The sequence below is a fragment of the Bacillus sp. MHSD_36 genome (assembly GCF_030757775.1).
Taxonomy (GTDB): Bacteria; Bacillota; Bacilli; order Bacillales; family Bacillaceae_G; genus Bacillus_A.
Window position 1 is genome coordinate 246301 of the sequence record NZ_JAVBIS010000005.1, and the last position, 16217, is coordinate 262517.

Genomic DNA, 16217 nt, shown 5'->3' on the forward strand with positions numbered 1-16217 from the left:
CGCAATTTGCTCGTTTTTTCTTTTGTAAAACATATATAATAGAACAAAGAGGTGAAAAACATGTCAATCGAATCGCTATGGAGCAGTCGCTTCCAACAACATATGCAAAATATCATTACATACTTTGCACGTATGATTAACGGTTTACTATATAGCTTTATCTTTATTTCATGCGTTGGCGCATACTACTATGCTCAGTTTTTAAAAGCATCTCCTTCTAAAGGAATATCTTTACTACTTATAATGATTGTACTTACACTCATTATAACGAGATGCCCTATCCGTACATTTATTCAAAAACCTGATGCTGTATATTTACTTGCATTAGAAGAGAAACTAACATCTTATTTCCAAAAATCTCTTCTATATAATTACATCATTCAGCTTTTTCCATTATTGTTCACATTCCTTATTCTCGTTCCACTTGCCATGCAATCATTACAAGTAACGGTACCTTTCTTATGTACGATTTTTATCGTTTTAATGGTTACGAAAGCTTGGAACATATACATACATTGGATGTGGCGTGATAGTCATGAAAAAAGCATATGGCTCATTATTCGTATTGCTTGTAACGCACTCATTATTTACATGCTGTTTTACTCGGCACATGTTCTCATATTAGGCGGATTACTATTACTACTTGCTTTCCTGCTTCTATATACGAAAAAACAGCCTACAAAACGAATACCGTGGGATTACATAATTCAACAAGAAGAAAAAATGAACATTCATTTTTATCAATTTGCTAGCATTTTCACCGATGTTCCGCAACTGAATAAGCAAGTAAATAAACGAAAATGGCTTACAAATTGGATCGAACCTTTATTACATAAAAAGCAAGCAACTTTCTTCTATTTACATACACTCGCATTTTTACGTGGGAATGATTATTTCGGTATATATATCCGCTTAGGATTGATTGGTTCCTTCGCCTTATATTTTATACCAAACATATACGTAAAAGGCGCTATCGCATATATCGTTCTATATATGATTTCTATGCAGCTCCGTTCCCTGTGGAAATATTTTTCGGGAAATATTATTGTAGCATTATATCCAATTGATACTGAAAAACGAATGGAGCAATTTCTTCACCTAATCTTTATATTGCTAAACATTCAACTCATTTTATTTTCAATTGTTATACTCATTGCTACAGGTCAATTTTTACATAGCCTTATCATTATGATTTTCGGGTTACTCTGGATCAAATTTATTATTGTACCAAAAACGAAGCAACGTGTTTCTTCGTTTTAACGAAAAGAATTATCTTAAAAGCCAAGGAGAAAATAAATGATCTCCTTGGTTTTCTTATTTTTCTTCCTTAAATAAGAATCACCGGTACAACCGATGTTTTATGATTTTTACATAAAAACGATAATACATGTTTACGTCCTAATAAACAGGGTATGTATTAAATTAACAGGAAAAAGGAGGTGCCTATATTGTGAATAAGAAAATGGAGCAATTGGAACATCACGTTACGGATAATCAACGCAAACATGCTTTAACAACAAACCAAGGAGTAAAAATAGCCGAGGATGAATTCTCTTTAAAGATGGGCTTAAGAGGTCCAACCTTAATGGAGGATTTCCACTTTCGCGAGAAAATGACCCACTTTGATCATGAACGAATTCCTGAAAGAATTGTTCATGCACGCGGAGTTGGAGCACATGGTCATTTTCAGCTTTATGAATCTTTAGAAGCATATACAAAAGCAGATTTCCTTACTAATCCTTCAAAAAAAACACCTGTATTTGTACGGTTCTCAACCGTTCAAGGCTCTAAAGGATCCAATGACACAGTAAGAGATGTGCGCGGATTCGCCACAAAATTTTATACAGATGAAGGTAACTATGATTTAGTAGGTAATAATATGCCAGTATTCTTTATCCAAGATGCTATTAAATTCCCTGATTTTGTCCATGCAGTTAAACCAGAGCCACATAATGATATTCCTCAGGGAGCTAGTGCTCATGATACATTTTGGGATTTTGTTGCGCATAATCCCGAGTCTACTCATATGGTGATGTGGCAGATGAGTGATCGCGCAATTCCGCGTAGTTTACGGATGATGGAAGGTTTTGGAGTTCATACATTTCGACTCATTAATAAAGAAGGAAAAGCCCACTTCGTAAAGTTTCACTGGAAACCTACCCTCGGAGTTCATTCATTAGTATGGGATGAAGCTCAAAGGATTGCTGGGAAAAATCCTGATTTCCATCGTCAAGATTTATACGAAGCAATTGAAAAAGGCGATTATCCGGAATGGGAGCTTGGATTACAGTTAATTCCAGAAGAAGATGAGCATGCATTTGATTTTGACATTTTAGATCCAACGAAACTATGGCCTGAAGAAGAAGTTCCTGTAAAACTAGTTGGCAAAATGACACTCAACAAAAATGTTGATAACTTCTTTGCCGAAACGGAACAGGTAGCTTTTCACCCTGGCCATGTCGTGCCAGGTATTGATTTTTCAAATGATCCTCTTCTGCAAGGAAGATTGTTCTCCTATACAGATACACAATTATCTCGTTTAGGAGGCCCTAATTTTCACCAAATTCCTATTAACAAGCCTGTATGTCCTTTTCATAATAATCAACGTGATGGTATGCATCAAATGCAGATTCATCGCGGTCAAACAAGCTATCATCCTAATGGCTTAAATAATAATCAACCAGCAACCGTCCAAGCCGAACAGGGCGGATATGAGCATTATCAAGAAAAGATTGATGGTCATAAAATTAGAGGTCGCAGTAAAAGCTTCCTTAACTTTTATTCTCAAGCTAAACTTTTCTACAATAGTATGAATCCTATTGAAAAGCAGCACATAAAAGACGCATTTTGCTTTGAAGTTGGGAAGTGCAAATCAGACATGGTGAAGGCAAATGTAATTGCTCTTTTAAACCACGTCGATCGTCAATTAGCAAAGGAAGTCGCTAACATGATTGGAGCTCCCTTGCCTAAGGAAAATCATGAAATAAATTCGGATGCAAAATCACCTGCACTGAGCATGTCCAATACTATTTTTAAAGCGGATTCCAAAAACGTGGCAATTCTATTGAATGGTGACCCAAGCGTCTCCCTTCTGTCCGAATGGATTCAAGCTTTTGCACAGCACCGAATTAACTATGGAATCATAGATAATAAAATTCATCATTTCAATGATTCCATTAAAGTAACGGATACTTATACAACAGCAGACTCCTCACTTTTTGATGCAGTATTAGTGTTTAGTAGTGAATCTGTCATTCACCCCCCTGTTTTAGAATTTGCAGAAACTACTTTTAAACACTTTAAACCAATAGCCTATGTCCTTAGCGACCCTCATGCTTTAGACCATAGTAAGGTTAAACTGCATGAGGCAGGAGTTTACAACTTAACAGATACTTCAATTGAATCATTTATAGAAGGCATCGCCCAAGGACGATTCTGGAACCGATAATATAATGTAAGGAGCGGATTAGAATGAGTAAAAAAATTGCTACTTTAATAACAGATTATTTCGAGGACACAGAATACACAGAGCCAGCAGAAGCTTTTAAACAAAAGGGATATGAATTAACAACTATTGAAGCAGAAAAAGGTAAAACGGTACACGGTAAACAAGGAAAAAGTGAAGTTGTAATTGATAAAGGTATCGATGATGTTTCTCCAGAGAACTTTGATGCCCTCTTCATACCAGGCGGATTTTCCCCAGATATACTTCGTGCAGATGAACGTTTCGTTCGCTTTAGCAAAGCATTTATGGATGCGAAAAAACCTGTTTTTGCTATTTGTCACGGACCCCAATTACTCATCACTGCACAAACACTTGAAGGACGCGATGTGACTGGATATAAATCCATTGCGGTCGATTTGAAAAATGCCGGCGGAAATTTTCATGACAAAGAGGTTGTCGTATGCCAAAATCAGCTAGTAACAAGTAGACAACCAGAGGATATCCCAGCGTTTATTGAAGAATCATTGCGTATATTAGGATAGTTATTAGAGGTTAACCAAAATAGCTGTTTAGCTACGTTGGTTAACCTTTTGATTTGTATAAAAAAGCAAAAAGAATCTCATTTTCAATAATCTTTTGAGACACCCTCTTTTCTTGCCCCAAAATTTCTAATCACTTTTCATAGGCATTTCTCATATAGTGAAAATGACTATACGATTCCTATCCATAAGTTAAATAATGATTTTACACATATATAAATAAAAAAAGACGGGAGCCTTAATCATGAATAACAATCCACCTTCAACGCCCCCAAATCCAACAGAAACGAATAATAATGAAATAAGCTTACAAACGTTACGCGTTATTGGGCTTATTGTACTAATTAGTGGCTACATATTAGTAGCTCTTTCTGAAGTAGGAACGTTAAAAAATCTTTTGCTACAGCCGAATACCACTCCAAATTTAGCTGAGGTTGATCCGTTCTAAAAACTATATAAAAAGCGAGTCCCAGTATAACTGATTCGCTTTTCATATAGTTTTATCCAATCTGAGAAACATTTCCTTCATTCTGATACTTTTCTTTCCCTATCGCTTTCATAAATAATAAAATACTGCTCATACCAACGATAAAATACAGAGCACTCATGCCCCAAGATGCAAGAAATGAACCTAGCATAACACCTAAAAAGGTCAGATTAGCTCTTAATCTAACTAAGAAAAGAATTTAACACAAAATTGATTAGCCGAGTTAAATTATTTCACTTTCTTCCCAGATAGTATTTTCATCAATATATTCATTTACCAGTTGCAATTGCTGATCAAGCTCTTTTTCACTCTTTGCAGAAATAATAAATCTAACATATGTTTCAAAATATGCAGTAGGGTTATAAATTTTATCTTCTTCCCCCTTAATTTCATACTCCTCTATACAAGGAAAAGGCAGAGAATTAATCTTTTTCACAAGTTTACCTTTTTTAAGAGGACGATAGAATGCTAAATAGTACTTTGTTGGCTTTGTTTCCTGTATTTCTTTATTATCATCGTTTAGTTGATTTACTAAAAGTTCTTGATCTAAGGAGACATTATATGCTTTTTTAATAATATTAGGAACTAAAAATCCCGAAGTTCTACTTGCTATTTCACAAAAAAGAATTTCATCATCTTTTGTTAAGAAGAATTCTAAGTGAAAAGTAAAAACATCTGGACAAGGTAATGCACACAATACATGTTCAGTATAATTTTTAAACCTCTCCAATAACATATTGTCTTCGGTAATAAGTTTATCACCTAATCCATCAAGTGAATGTGAGGAAAAAATGGTATTTACATAAGAAAAGGCAGAGAAAAATATAATTTTCCCATTCTTTACCAAACCATCAGTGTGATAAACATCACCTTCAATATAGGTCTCCACCATAAAATCAACTGGTTTATTTTTTTTAAGCCAATTAACAAGCTCAACTTCATTATCTATTTTTGAAGTACCTATAGAGGCCATTCCTTTTTTAGGTTTTAAAAAAATAGGGAATCCAAATTCATTAGTGAATTCAAGCAAATCAAAACTATTACTAATAGATTTAAAATTAGGAACTTTTATTCCGGCTTCTTGTACAAAACTTTTCATTATTACTTTATCTCTAAATGCATTGGCACTATTAATAAATTGCCCTGGTATTTTTAATGTTTGTCTAATAATACCAGCTCTTTCAATATCAAATTCTTCAAAAACAATAAGCCTTTTAAACTTATACTTTTCATGTAACTCTCTAACTCTAACTTCAACGGAATAGTCATCAATATACTGATCAAATACCACTTTTTCTGTTAAATTGCTATGACTATCACTAACATCTTTATTCGTAATTAACACTACGGGTTCTTTATAATCCTTAACCCATTCTTCTATATTCGCTCTATTAGAATCATATCTTGTCATAACAAGAATACTCATTCTATTACCTCCATCTCATCTTTAAAGTATATGAATCCTACTAATCCACTCATTGCAAGTATTAAAAGATTTGCAAATAATATGGTTTGAATTGAATAAAAAGAAAGTAAATATCCGCTTAAAGAAATCATCAATACGGAAACAGTATTTACAATTGTATAATTTAATCCAGTCATTCGGCCAATATTATTAGAATCACAATGCTTCATAAAGAATGTTCGTGAAATAACCATAACTATTTGAACTAATAATCCAACAATAAAATTACATACAAGCATAAGCATTGTATTAGGTATAATTATATAGAGAAGTTCAAACGTACAAATCATCAATGTCAGTATAAAAATAACACGATTACTAGCTTTCCATTTATCTACATAAGAAAATAAAAAACCACCTACAAAATTGCCTATTCCTTGGAATGTTATCGACAAGGAGAAAACAACTTCACTTGCTTTGAAAAAGTCTTTTATAAATACATAAATGTATGCTGAAAAAACTGCACATGAAGTTATAAATAGAACTTGAAAAATAGTAGAGCCATATATAGCCCTATTATTTTTTATAAGAAAGTAAATCTCGTTCAAACTTTTCTTTTTCAAACCTGTTTTAGTTTTAGTATCATTTGCTATACTTAAGTTTTTAAAAGTAAGAACTACAATACCCATAATAGCAATACCTATATATAGGATTCCATCGATTCCTGAAGCCACATAAATGTTACTTCCAATTATCGGACCTAATATTAATGCTAAAGAAAATATCATTCCCATTGAAGCATTAGCAATACCTAATTTTTCATTGCCTTCAAAAATATTGTAAATAGCTGAATTTCTAGCAATATTATTAGTTCTGCCCAGTGCTACGAAGAATAGCATGAAAATCAAGAAAAGCTCAAATTTTAAAATTGTAGCTTTAAATAAGATTGCCGATATAAATAATATTAATAGTGCAAAATTAGTAGCAAGTAGAATTTTTTTAGTTTTGAAAGAATCTACTATGAACCCACTTATTAAACCAAATAAAAGAAGAGCAATTGTCTCAACTAATGATCCAAATCCTACTAATCTAGCATTATTAGTTAAATCGTAAATATAAATTGGAACAACAACATAAAAGGCACGTTCGTATACAGAAGTAAGAATAGTTGATATCCATAGCATTAAAAAATTTTTATTACTTTTTAATAAATCTAACATCTCTATTTTAATTAATTTTTTCATATGTTACTTCCTTTTGGATGTACATTGCTAATTTTCTTATATTTATCCATAAATCCGTTTTTGTTTTGCCACTAATTATAAAGGATGCTAAGTCAGAACCAACACTTAATTCTGGGATTTCATCCCCTACTTTTGCACGTGGTTGATATTCAGTAACCCAATCAAACGGAATTGATTGGGGAATACTCTTGATTTTACCAGCTTTTTTAGATAATAAATAAGTAGCCGTGAAGATGTTTGGTTTATCTGCGATGACCAAGTTATCTTTATTCCAAATGCCCGTTTGGATTTTAACAACTGCCTCTTCTAAATTAATTCCGTAACTCTGTCTTACTAACTCTACTATTCTTGCTCCTCCTGCTCTGCTAGCAGTTTCGCAGAGTACAAGTTCATCATCGATTGTATGAAATATTTCAGTATGAAAAGCATAAGCTCCTGCCTCATTTGGAATATTGTTTATAATCTTGTTGTTGAATTCTTTAAGACGAGAAAATATTATTTCATCCGGGTGAACGGTTTCAATAATACTTTCGCCTTTTCCATTGATATAATCTAACATATTTTTACTATAGCGATTTACAGCAGAAAACACGATCTCATTATCAACTACTAAACCTTCCACCGAGTACATATTTTGCGTATTAATAAATGATTCAACTAAATTTAAATTTTTTATATTTATATTTTCTAAATCGGTCGAGTTATTAATCTTTTTCAATCCAATGGATCCCATACCGTTGTGCGGTTTCAATATTATTGGATATCCATATAATTCAGCAAAAGCTTTAACATCCTCTATTGATTCTACTTTACTATAGTCAGGTACGCGTATTCCTTTGGATTTCAAGAAAGTCTTCATCCATATTTTATCCCTGAAAATTTTTGCGCTATAATATTTTTGGCCATCGATTTTAAAATACTCTCTGAAGAAACCAGCTCTTTCTATATCGATTTCATCAATCGCTATTATACTAGTTATTTTATGGTTATTATCAATATTGGAAAGTATACTTAGTAATTCAAAATCATTCTTGAAATTTTGGACAGTAAAAATGTTTTTGTAACCATTCTCTCTAAATTCTTTCTCTCTGTGTTCCGGTAAAATAATATAAACTTCCTCTGCTTTTTCATCTAACCATTCTTTAAAATCTACTATAACAATAGGTAACCTATTTAAAATAACTATAGGCATTAGAGTCACTCCCTTGCTAGAATTTATTATGTTATGATTATTTCTATAAAATACAAAATTTGCTTCGTTTTGAGATAGTAAAGAATCTTCTTTATAACTTCTGCTAAATTATAAAGATCCAGTTGAATTAGCCTAATGGAACTAAAGAAAGAACCCTCCAATCTTTGTACTTCAAAGTTTGGAAATTGTTTGGTAGAAACATTGGTCTACAGTGTATCCGGAATAATTATTGTTTTCAATCATTCAAAAAATTTTAATTTCAATGTAGAATAGCATATCCCTATTAACTTCCCATTACGATATAGAATCGGGGCTAGGAAAGGAACTTGTCTTGATGCTTGGCCATATTCAAAGGAAATCCTTCTTACACACCTACTTAATGTACACAATTTTCAAGGACTGCTATTAGTAGTGAAGGACGCATTGTTTTGGAGTAGTATCCTCTTTGAAAACAGTATGTATATGTTGGTTTCATCTATAAGATATTCGCTTGGAAGTGGATATCAACAAACGAATATCTTACGATGAAATCTTGATAAATGGTACTGTTCGAAGAACTTTGGAAGAGGTGTAAGTTTCTTACTGTTCCATTATTATTGTTAATCTTACACCTTAATATTTTAATTTCTCACGTAATATCTAAATATAAGAGCATACTTAATTATAATTTCAGCCCTTTAATTTAGATAGAATCTAAATCCATTTTTTGTTAGTGTATAATTTCTTTTCTGCATCAACAAGCCATTGTCGAGGATTGTTGATGTTTCTCAAATACGGATAACCGTTCATCTTTAGGTTAAAAGGAAAATCATTATTAAAGTCTACTTGTAGTAACAGATTACTATCACAATTATGCTTAATTGTACCAATAGCAATCTTTTCCGGTATTCCTCTGCTATCTTTCCACTTTAAAAGAGTTTCTTTAGTCAATAGATCCTCTACTTTATTACTTTTTATTTGTCTCTTAATATATTTAATAGAATCTTTAATATTGGCAGCAAATAGCTCTTCTTCTTTTCTGATTATTTCCACAATTCTTTCTTTCTCGTCACTATAGTCGTATCCCATAAATTTTAAAGATTCAATTGTCGGCTGAACTAGAAAAGTTAAATCTAGTATGCTTTGAATTTCCAAATACCAATTTACGATGATTTGTCTTAAGATTTTTCTTCCAACATATCCGTACCCCTTTGGTGTTATACATAAACCATCACCTAGGAGTGCTACTAAGCTTCTCATCAAAATAGCAGTTTGATTTACTAATACTTCAGATACTGAAGTATACTGTTCTTGGATTTTATCAACTATTGGCATATATAAAGGGGTCTCAAACCATGTATCCTTTTCCGCTAATGTAAAATATATTCTATCTAGATAAAAACAAGCTTCTAATTTTAGAACATTATTCTGTATATCCTTCATAAAAGTCATATCGACGATTGGAAATAACCCGCTATTATAGCTTAAACAGAAACGACCGTAATGCCCAGTAGGTATATCTTCTCCAATCTTATAACGCATGGGTTTATGCCACTCTACAATATTCGCAACATTAAATTGAACATTCTCTAAAGCCTCGTTGACATTATAATTTCCAGGAGATATAAAAAATAAGTCTTCAATATTTATACCAATCTTCCTCAAAAAACCTAGTACTAAACTAAACATTTTTTCTGGGGTTTGGTCAGCAAAACGGAAAATACTCATTTGTACTTCCATAGGTGTAGCTACAGGATAAACTCCAGCTTGCTCTAACTGGTTTGCCATAAACATTCTCTGCACTATACAAACATTTGGATTACAAGGTATGCCTGCATTTTGATAACTATCTTTCACAGCTTTAGCAGCAGCGATAGTAAAAAAACTATCTTCTTTTGGACTAATTAAAGGAAGTTCCGGTAATAATAAGTGTCCATTTCCTTGCATATGTTCTTTAAATAAGGATTTTATTTCTAAAGCATCCATTTTCTAGCTACACCTCCTTGAAACACTATGATAATACGTATACTTACTTATAATTATTGTTAATCTCTTCCCAAACTAAGTTTAAACCGCCCTTTTTCATTAATAGATCTAATTTTTGAATCTCAGTAAAATGTGCTGTCCATTGAAAATGAGTTGCATCATAATAAGGAGTAAATGTTCCCCCCCATGTAATTCCTAATTTTTTAGCAACTTTCCCCAAATCATCATAAGCTGCCTTGTTCTCATCATGATTAACAATTTCATTATTTCGAAAATAAGCAAGGTCAATCGCTAATCCAAAATTATGCCAAGATTGTCCCCCCTTAGCACTGGTTACCGTCAAAGGTTTGCACGTAAGGCTGTCATAAAGTGGCTCTCCTTGATCATTTCTTCCTATTAGCCATAATTGTTCCTGCTTCTCATAACTTACTAAAGCATACAGAGCTTTTAGTTCCATTTCCTTATTAGGTCTATTGTCAATTAATTCTACAATTTTCTTTTGAAATATAGGGTGGATTTCTTGTAGTATTTCTGTATGCTTTTGTTTAGTGTTAATCATATTTTATACCTCTACATTATTCAGTGGTAAGAAGTCATAGTTTATATTATATTTCTCACCCAGCATAGCTAGTTCTTTTATGGTTTTTATATGTAAAGGAATTCCATTTTTCACTCGTTTACGCTCCGATTCAAACTCTTTTTCCCCAGCTACATAAACTCTTTCATGTCCTGGTGCTGGTTCAGACTCTTTTAGGGAGCGTAACATACCATCCATTGTAGTTAAAACTTCTTCCTTCTCACGAAATCCTTCAACTTTAAACGCCCCAAAAAAGTGACCAACATTTGCGACTACAGATAGAGGATTTCCAAATAATTTTGAGTCACTTTGGTTTATACCGTAGATAGAACCAGATAAAGCACCAGATAAAGCATTTACTAAGGTCGCTAATCCATATCCTTTATGCCCACCAGTATCACAACTATCTCCGCCTAATGGAACTAAAGCTCCATTGTCCCAAGGATCCTTAGGATTATTTGTTGCCCTACCTTCCTTATCAATGGCCAAGCCGTAAGGAATGTCGCGCTCTTCACGCATTGCAATTTCAAGCTTCCCTCCAGAAACTGCTGTAGTAGCCATATCTAAAACAAATGGATCTTCTGTTTTAGCTGGAATAGCAAATGATATTGGATTTGTCCCTAGCATACGTTGTTTACCATTTGTTGGTGCGACAATTGGTATCATATTTGTCATTGAGATACCTACCATATCCTCCTTTGAAGCCATCATGGAGTAATAACCAGCGATACCGTAGTGGTTGCTTCTGCCAACAGAAACTAATCCGGTACCATATTCTTTAGCTTTTTTAATAGCAAGATTCATGGCGAATTTTGATACCAACATCCCCATACCATTATCTCCATCAACATTTGCGGTCGTAGGTGTTTCAGTCGTAATTTTTATATTAGGCTTCAAGTTAATTAGGCCTTTTTCAATCCATTCATCATACCATGCAAGGCGAGATACACCATGAGAATCTACTCCTCTTAAGTCTGCAGCTAAGAGAACATCTGCCACTGTTTCGCAATCTTCTTGTTTAAAACCATAATTCTGGTATAGATTTTCTACATATTTTCGTAACTCTATCGCGTCAACTGTTAAATAGCTAGTATTCAATATATTTCCCTCCTAGTTAATGTGGTAAGGTGTTCAGTTATATTTAACTTTGCGTTTGTTATAACATTTTGATTAATATCTACTATTGTAAGACCCGTATTATCGACATGAAGATATTCCTCCATTGGGATGTTTAATAGATTTTTTATAAGGCATGATAAAAATACACCATGACTTACAAATAAGTAGGATCCACCTTTTAGACTGTGTATAAACTTATTAATACAAGAAGCTCTCATATGTAACTGATAATCTGTTTCAGCAAAGGGAATTTTGTTAAATCCACTATCCTCATAAAGTTTATAATAATACGGATATCTCTCTTTAACTGTATCTAGACTTAACCCGGTAAATATTCCTATATCTCTTTCCTTCAGACAATCTAATGTAACAAGAGGGCTTCTTTTATTTTTCAATAGAATCTCAGCAGTCTTTCGAGCCCTTGCCAATGGACTGGTATATATAGCTTTGAAATTAATGTTTTTTAAAGATTCACTTAACATTACTGCTTGCTCAATTCCTACTGTGCTCAAATCATAATTAGCAATACCCTGCATAATTCTATTAGCGTTAGCTATAGATTCACCATGTCTTACCAAATATATTTTTAGGCTGTTCATTATTTATCTTGAAACAACTGTATTAGTTTCAATTTCCGCGAGATGATCACCATGTACTCTCAATAATTCATCAAAATCTACATCATATGGAAAAGCTAGACGATTAATATTACATGCTGTGCATAAAGGACCCAGTTTGCCATCATTTTTCTTTACAGCACTATTTGCCAGTTTGTAAGTCTCAATCATGTGATAAACCGAAGGAGCTTTTTCTTTAGCCAGAGGTGTACCATTTAGTGGTCGGAAAATGATTAATTTAGGGACAACACCCATACTAGCAAATACTTCTGCCCCCTTCGCTGTTGATTCAGGTGATTCAAGCCCTACAATTAGATTTGATGTAACATTTCCCCTTCCAAACACTTTCACAGCTCTTTCTAATACTTTTAAATAATGATCTAATCCAATTTTCGCTTTTCCTTCACTTACAGCCCAATTTCGCTCCCAATCAAAGACTTCAACATCATATGTAGCTTCAGAGTATCCAGCCTCTTTTAATAAATCCACGTAATCTAGCTCTTCAGGTGGAAGCAGTTGAGCAGCTATATGCACATCTATTTTCTCTCTAATTGCACGTGCGTATTTAGCATATGTTTTTGCCCCTCTATCTTTGCCTGGCAATCCTCCAGCATTAATAGCGACATGATTCGCACTCCCCTCACTAACTGCTTGCACTACCGTTTCAACGATTTGATCAACTTTTTTAAAGGTAAGATCTTGCTCCTTATTTAATCCTATTGAACAATATTTGCAAACATCCTGGGTGCCCCAAAATAAACATGCATTTGTAATGGATATTGCCAGTCTATCTCCTAACATTACACCGACTTTAGACATTGGTACTCCATCGGAAGTTAGCATATCGTAATACTCTGGCCTTTTTGGGAAGGTTACCTTTTGAATAGCTTCTCCTCTTGCCTTAATGAAAAATTCTCCTTTATAGACATCTAGATAATAAGGGGAATTTTCTGCGAAATCCTCCAGAGTAGGCGCATTTACCCAAGTTCCATCTTCAAGGATGATATCTAATCCTCCACCCGCCCCTGCTCTTGTTCTTAATGGTTCTTTAATATACTTTTGAAATGCTTCTTGTACATCCGCAGATACTCTAATACCGTTACTTAATAGCCCTAAGCGGACAAGAGGTGATGGTAGGGTTTGCATTATAATTGACATTAAATATTCCTCCAGTATAAGTTTTTTACAATTTTCTTCTTTTCTTACTTGATATAACAAATCATTTTTTATCTTTAAAGTTTCAAAATACGAATAATTACAAAAATAATCCATTTAAAGATACCAGCATAATTGTGATTCTGTTGTAAAGTTTTTAAACAAAGTTACACTTTAAAAAATGAACAGGAGTATGAGGAGTGAGATACTCCAAAAGGAAACACTTTGAAAAACACATAATTTTAGTAGCACCTTTTTTCTATGAGCTATCGTGATGCTTCCGTTCATACCCTATACAGAAAATGGTGAAATCTTCAGATAGACTCCGCCTTTTCCGTGTATCATGAATTACAAGAGTTATTAACCGTTACATAATAAAGTACCGACGCTTCTCCAGATTATTTATGTTTTTGGTAACTTTGCAGCAGAACCATATTTTCCATTATTAATTTACTGGATTTTGGGATTACTTTTAATTATTTCCATATTCATTACTTTACTTTTCATATTATACAATTATTAGGTAAAAACGGAATATTTTTTTGAAAATTCACTAAAAATAAACTTGATAAAATTTAAACTGAATTTTCAGAACTAATCAAAAGACTATATAGATTTAAATATATTGAAGGAACATTACGCTTTAGTGATTTACAAAAATCAATGGACGGCATTAGCCCGAAAACATTATCGCTTCGACTAAAAGAATTAGAAACTCAAGGCATTATAACAAGAAAAGTATAACCAGAAGTTCCGCCTCGTGTAGAGTACACATTAACGGATAAAGGAAAGCAATTAGAGGGGATTTTTATTGAATTAAAGCGGTTTGGATTAAGCTTATAAAACAAAAAACCTTACCATCGTTAAACAGGCTATAATTAGTAGTAATTATAGCCTCATTGAAACGTAAGATTAAGAATTTAGAAGAAGAGAAGAAACAATTACGTGAGCAATTGAAGATTGCTTATGTAGATATATATATAAAGAATTTAGAATATGAGGGGAACCTTGTCCACCTTTATTCTGTCACTAAGTAGCGTATAAATTTATATTTTATTAGTTTATCTTCACGCTATTAGACCTCTCCATATGTGTGCATCAACTTAAGAATTTTATAATACCCCCACAAGATAAAATCTATATTTTTTCTTGTGAGGGTATACACGCAAAGCAACTACATCTTTGGTTTGTTATTTATCGGTTCGTTGCACAAAGCCTATATTTCTAGCAGGATTTCGTAAAACATTAGAGGATAAAAGGCTTGAATTTCTTGAGTAAATAGTTAAGAGTTCTCTATATTTTTAATTATTTCTTTTCCAATCACTTTAAAAAGACATTTCAATTACATTCTAATATTCTCGACTACTTTTACAAATTTTTAATCTTCTCAAGTTATTTCATCTAAAATATGTTTAATGTGCGCCACTTAATTTAACTAGAATTTTCGCTTGCGCTTTGTCATGAATTAACGCTTCAAAACCTTGTTCAGCGATATTATCTATACCAACTTTACTTGTAATAATGGATTGTGCAGGTAATCTTCCATTAGCAAGTAATTGAATGACCTCATTATAAGTTTCATTACTGTATCCCACAGATCCCATTAATTTTACGCCACTAAAGAGTAAGGAAGCAGGAGCATTGAATTGGATATCTTGCGTGTGGAAGCTGATAACCATCATTGTGCCACGAACTTTAGTTGATTGAATGGCTTGATTAAATGTTGACTCAACACCTGCAGCTTCAATTGTCACATCTGCTCCATCTGGGAATAATTTACGAATTTCTTCTACAGGGTTTACTTCTTTAGCATTAAACGTATGCGTCGCACCTACCTCGGTTGCTTTGCCAAGTCGACTATCAAATAAATCAACAACAATAATATTAGAAGCACCTGCAGCTTTTGCACCTAATACAGCAAATAGCCCAATTGGACCTGCTCCATAAACAACAACAGTATCTCCTTCTTCTACATTTGAATCCTTAATTGATTGGAATGATACAGCTGCTGGTTCTACCATTGCTGCCACTTCTAGTGGTAAAGTATCTGGAATTTTAAAAATCGTTTTTTGTGGAAGTATCGCGTATTCAGCAAATCCTCCATCGATTTGTGCACCAACCGCATCTAAAGTGATAAAACGTTCAGTTTCAGCATTTGAAGGATCTTTAAGCATCATTGGATAGATGCACACTCTGTCCCCTTCTTTAAATTTTGTTACATGAGAACCAACTTCTACAATTTCACCAGAAAATTCATGTCCGAGTACCGTATTCTTATTCATTGGTACTGAATCCGGATGCAAGTATGCATGCAAATCAGAACCACAAATACCAGCCCATGCCACTTTAACTTTTACATCATTGGGTTGTAACTCTTTTGTTTCTCTTTCCTCGATACGAATATCTTTTTCACCATACCACACTGCGGCTTTCATAAAAAATCCTCCCTCAAACAATTGGAATATTATATAT

The 16217-nt window shown here is 33.3% G+C and carries 14 protein-coding genes and 1 pseudogene; 5 read left to right on the plus strand and 10 right to left on the minus strand.

What is annotated here, in order from left to right; all coding sequences use genetic code 11:
• The first annotated feature begins 60 nt into the window (after nucleotides 1-60).
• From Q9B79_RS21180 to Q9B79_RS21195, 4 genes are all read left to right on the plus strand, one after another.
• Nucleotides 61-1260, plus strand: a complete 1200-nt coding sequence (locus tag Q9B79_RS21180; RefSeq protein ID WP_306187345.1) for an ABC transporter permease — start codon at nucleotides 61-63, stop codon at nucleotides 1258-1260.
• Between the two features lie 190 nt (nucleotides 1261-1450).
• Nucleotides 1451-3448 carry a catalase gene (locus tag Q9B79_RS21185; RefSeq protein WP_306187347.1) on the plus strand — a complete coding sequence of 666 codons (1998 nt, stop codon included), beginning with the start codon at nucleotides 1451-1453 and terminating at the stop codon, nucleotides 3446-3448.
• Between the two features lie 23 nt (nucleotides 3449-3471).
• Nucleotides 3472-3987 (plus strand): type 1 glutamine amidotransferase domain-containing protein, encoded by a 516-nt coding sequence (locus tag Q9B79_RS21190; protein ID WP_000037553.1) that lies wholly within the window; start codon nucleotides 3472-3474, stop codon nucleotides 3985-3987.
• 241 nt (nucleotides 3988-4228) lie between these two features.
• Entirely contained in the window at nucleotides 4229-4432 is a 204-nt protein-coding gene (locus Q9B79_RS21195) for a hypothetical protein (protein WP_200458763.1), read from the plus strand.
• Between the two features lie 52 nt (nucleotides 4433-4484).
• On the opposite strand, the gene Q9B79_RS21200 is transcribed toward Q9B79_RS21195, so the two are convergent.
• The 9 genes from Q9B79_RS21200 to Q9B79_RS21240 form a co-directional block, all read right to left on the minus strand.
• Nucleotides 4485-4622, minus strand: coding sequence for a multidrug transporter (locus tag Q9B79_RS21200; RefSeq protein WP_200458762.1), 138 nt, complete (start codon nucleotides 4620-4622; stop codon nucleotides 4485-4487).
• Nucleotides 4623-4694: 72 nt separating this feature from the next.
• Nucleotides 4695-5897, minus strand: a complete 1203-nt coding sequence (locus Q9B79_RS21205) for an ATP-grasp domain-containing protein (protein WP_306187351.1) — start codon at nucleotides 5895-5897, stop codon at nucleotides 4695-4697.
• Nucleotides 5894-7120: an MFS transporter gene (locus Q9B79_RS21210; RefSeq protein WP_306187353.1), complete on the minus strand. Its 1227-nt coding sequence runs from the start codon at nucleotides 7118-7120 to the stop codon at nucleotides 5894-5896. Before Q9B79_RS21210 ends, Q9B79_RS21205 begins: the two co-directional genes overlap by 4 nt.
• A complete protein-coding gene (locus Q9B79_RS21215) occupies nucleotides 7104-8312 on the minus strand; it encodes an ATP-grasp domain-containing protein (RefSeq protein WP_200458759.1) in 1209 nt (402 codons plus the stop codon). The genes Q9B79_RS21210 and Q9B79_RS21215 overlap by 17 nt, the downstream gene beginning before the upstream one ends.
• Nucleotides 8313-9005: 693 nt before the next feature.
• Nucleotides 9006-10277: an alanine--tRNA ligase-related protein gene (locus Q9B79_RS21220; protein ID WP_306187356.1), complete on the minus strand. Its 1272-nt coding sequence runs from the start codon at nucleotides 10275-10277 to the stop codon at nucleotides 9006-9008.
• A gap of 43 nt (nucleotides 10278-10320) precedes the next feature.
• Complete coding sequence (locus tag Q9B79_RS21225; RefSeq protein ID WP_200458757.1) at nucleotides 10321-10836, minus strand: M15 family metallopeptidase; 516 nt, start codon at nucleotides 10834-10836, stop codon at nucleotides 10321-10323.
• 3 nt (nucleotides 10837-10839) lie between these two features.
• Nucleotides 10840-11952 carry an Ldh family oxidoreductase gene (locus Q9B79_RS21230; protein ID WP_306187359.1) on the minus strand — a complete coding sequence of 371 codons (1113 nt, stop codon included), beginning with the start codon at nucleotides 11950-11952 and terminating at the stop codon, nucleotides 10840-10842.
• Nucleotides 11949-12572, minus strand: a complete 624-nt coding sequence (locus tag Q9B79_RS21235; RefSeq protein WP_306187361.1) for a histidine phosphatase family protein — start codon at nucleotides 12570-12572, stop codon at nucleotides 11949-11951. The genes Q9B79_RS21230 and Q9B79_RS21235 overlap by 4 nt, the downstream gene beginning before the upstream one ends.
• Nucleotides 12573-12575: 3 nt before the next feature.
• Nucleotides 12576-13748: a radical SAM protein gene (locus Q9B79_RS21240; protein ID WP_306187363.1), complete on the minus strand. Its 1173-nt coding sequence runs from the start codon at nucleotides 13746-13748 to the stop codon at nucleotides 12576-12578.
• Nucleotides 13749-14369: 621 nt separating this feature from the next.
• Here Q9B79_RS21240 and Q9B79_RS21245 point away from each other — a divergent pair.
• Nucleotides 14370-14588, plus strand: a pseudogene (locus Q9B79_RS21245) (winged helix-turn-helix transcriptional regulator); the annotation flags it as partial.
• 569 nt (nucleotides 14589-15157) lie between these two features.
• Here the strand turns inward: Q9B79_RS21245 and Q9B79_RS21250 are convergent.
• Entirely contained in the window at nucleotides 15158-16180 is a 1023-nt protein-coding gene (locus Q9B79_RS21250) for a 2,3-butanediol dehydrogenase (RefSeq protein ID WP_306187364.1), read from the minus strand.
• Nucleotides 16181-16217: the final 37 nt, after the last annotated feature.

Bases quoted from the DNA above. Each gene is read 5' to 3' on its own strand.
- Q9B79_RS21240 (WP_306187363.1), bottom strand. From the start codon at position 13,748: ATGTCAATTATAATGCAAACCCTACCATCACCTCTTGTCCGCTTAGGG.
- Q9B79_RS21180 (WP_306187345.1), top strand. From the start codon at position 61: ATGTCAATCGAATCGCTATGGAGCAGTCGCTTCCAACAACATATGCAA.
- Q9B79_RS21205 (WP_306187351.1), bottom strand. From the start codon at position 5,897: ATGAGTATTCTTGTTATGACAAGATATGATTCTAATAGAGCGAATATA.
- Q9B79_RS21225 (WP_200458757.1), bottom strand. From the start codon at position 10,836: ATGATTAACACTAAACAAAAGCATACAGAAATACTACAAGAAATCCAC.
- Q9B79_RS21220 (WP_306187356.1), bottom strand. From the start codon at position 10,277: ATGGATGCTTTAGAAATAAAATCCTTATTTAAAGAACATATGCAAGGA.
- Q9B79_RS21190 (WP_000037553.1), top strand. From the start codon at position 3,472: ATGAGTAAAAAAATTGCTACTTTAATAACAGATTATTTCGAGGACACA.
- Q9B79_RS21235 (WP_306187361.1), bottom strand. From the start codon at position 12,572: ATGAACAGCCTAAAAATATATTTGGTAAGACATGGTGAATCTATAGCT.
- Q9B79_RS21195 (WP_200458763.1), top strand. From the start codon at position 4,229: ATGAATAACAATCCACCTTCAACGCCCCCAAATCCAACAGAAACGAAT.
- Q9B79_RS21210 (WP_306187353.1), bottom strand. From the start codon at position 7,120: ATGAAAAAATTAATTAAAATAGAGATGTTAGATTTATTAAAAAGTAAT.
- Q9B79_RS21250 (WP_306187364.1), bottom strand. From the start codon at position 16,180: ATGAAAGCCGCAGTGTGGTATGGTGAAAAAGATATTCGTATCGAGGAA.
- Q9B79_RS21215 (WP_200458759.1), bottom strand. From the start codon at position 8,312: ATGCCTATAGTTATTTTAAATAGGTTACCTATTGTTATAGTAGATTTT.
- Q9B79_RS21200 (WP_200458762.1), bottom strand. From the start codon at position 4,622: ATGCTAGGTTCATTTCTTGCATCTTGGGGCATGAGTGCTCTGTATTTT.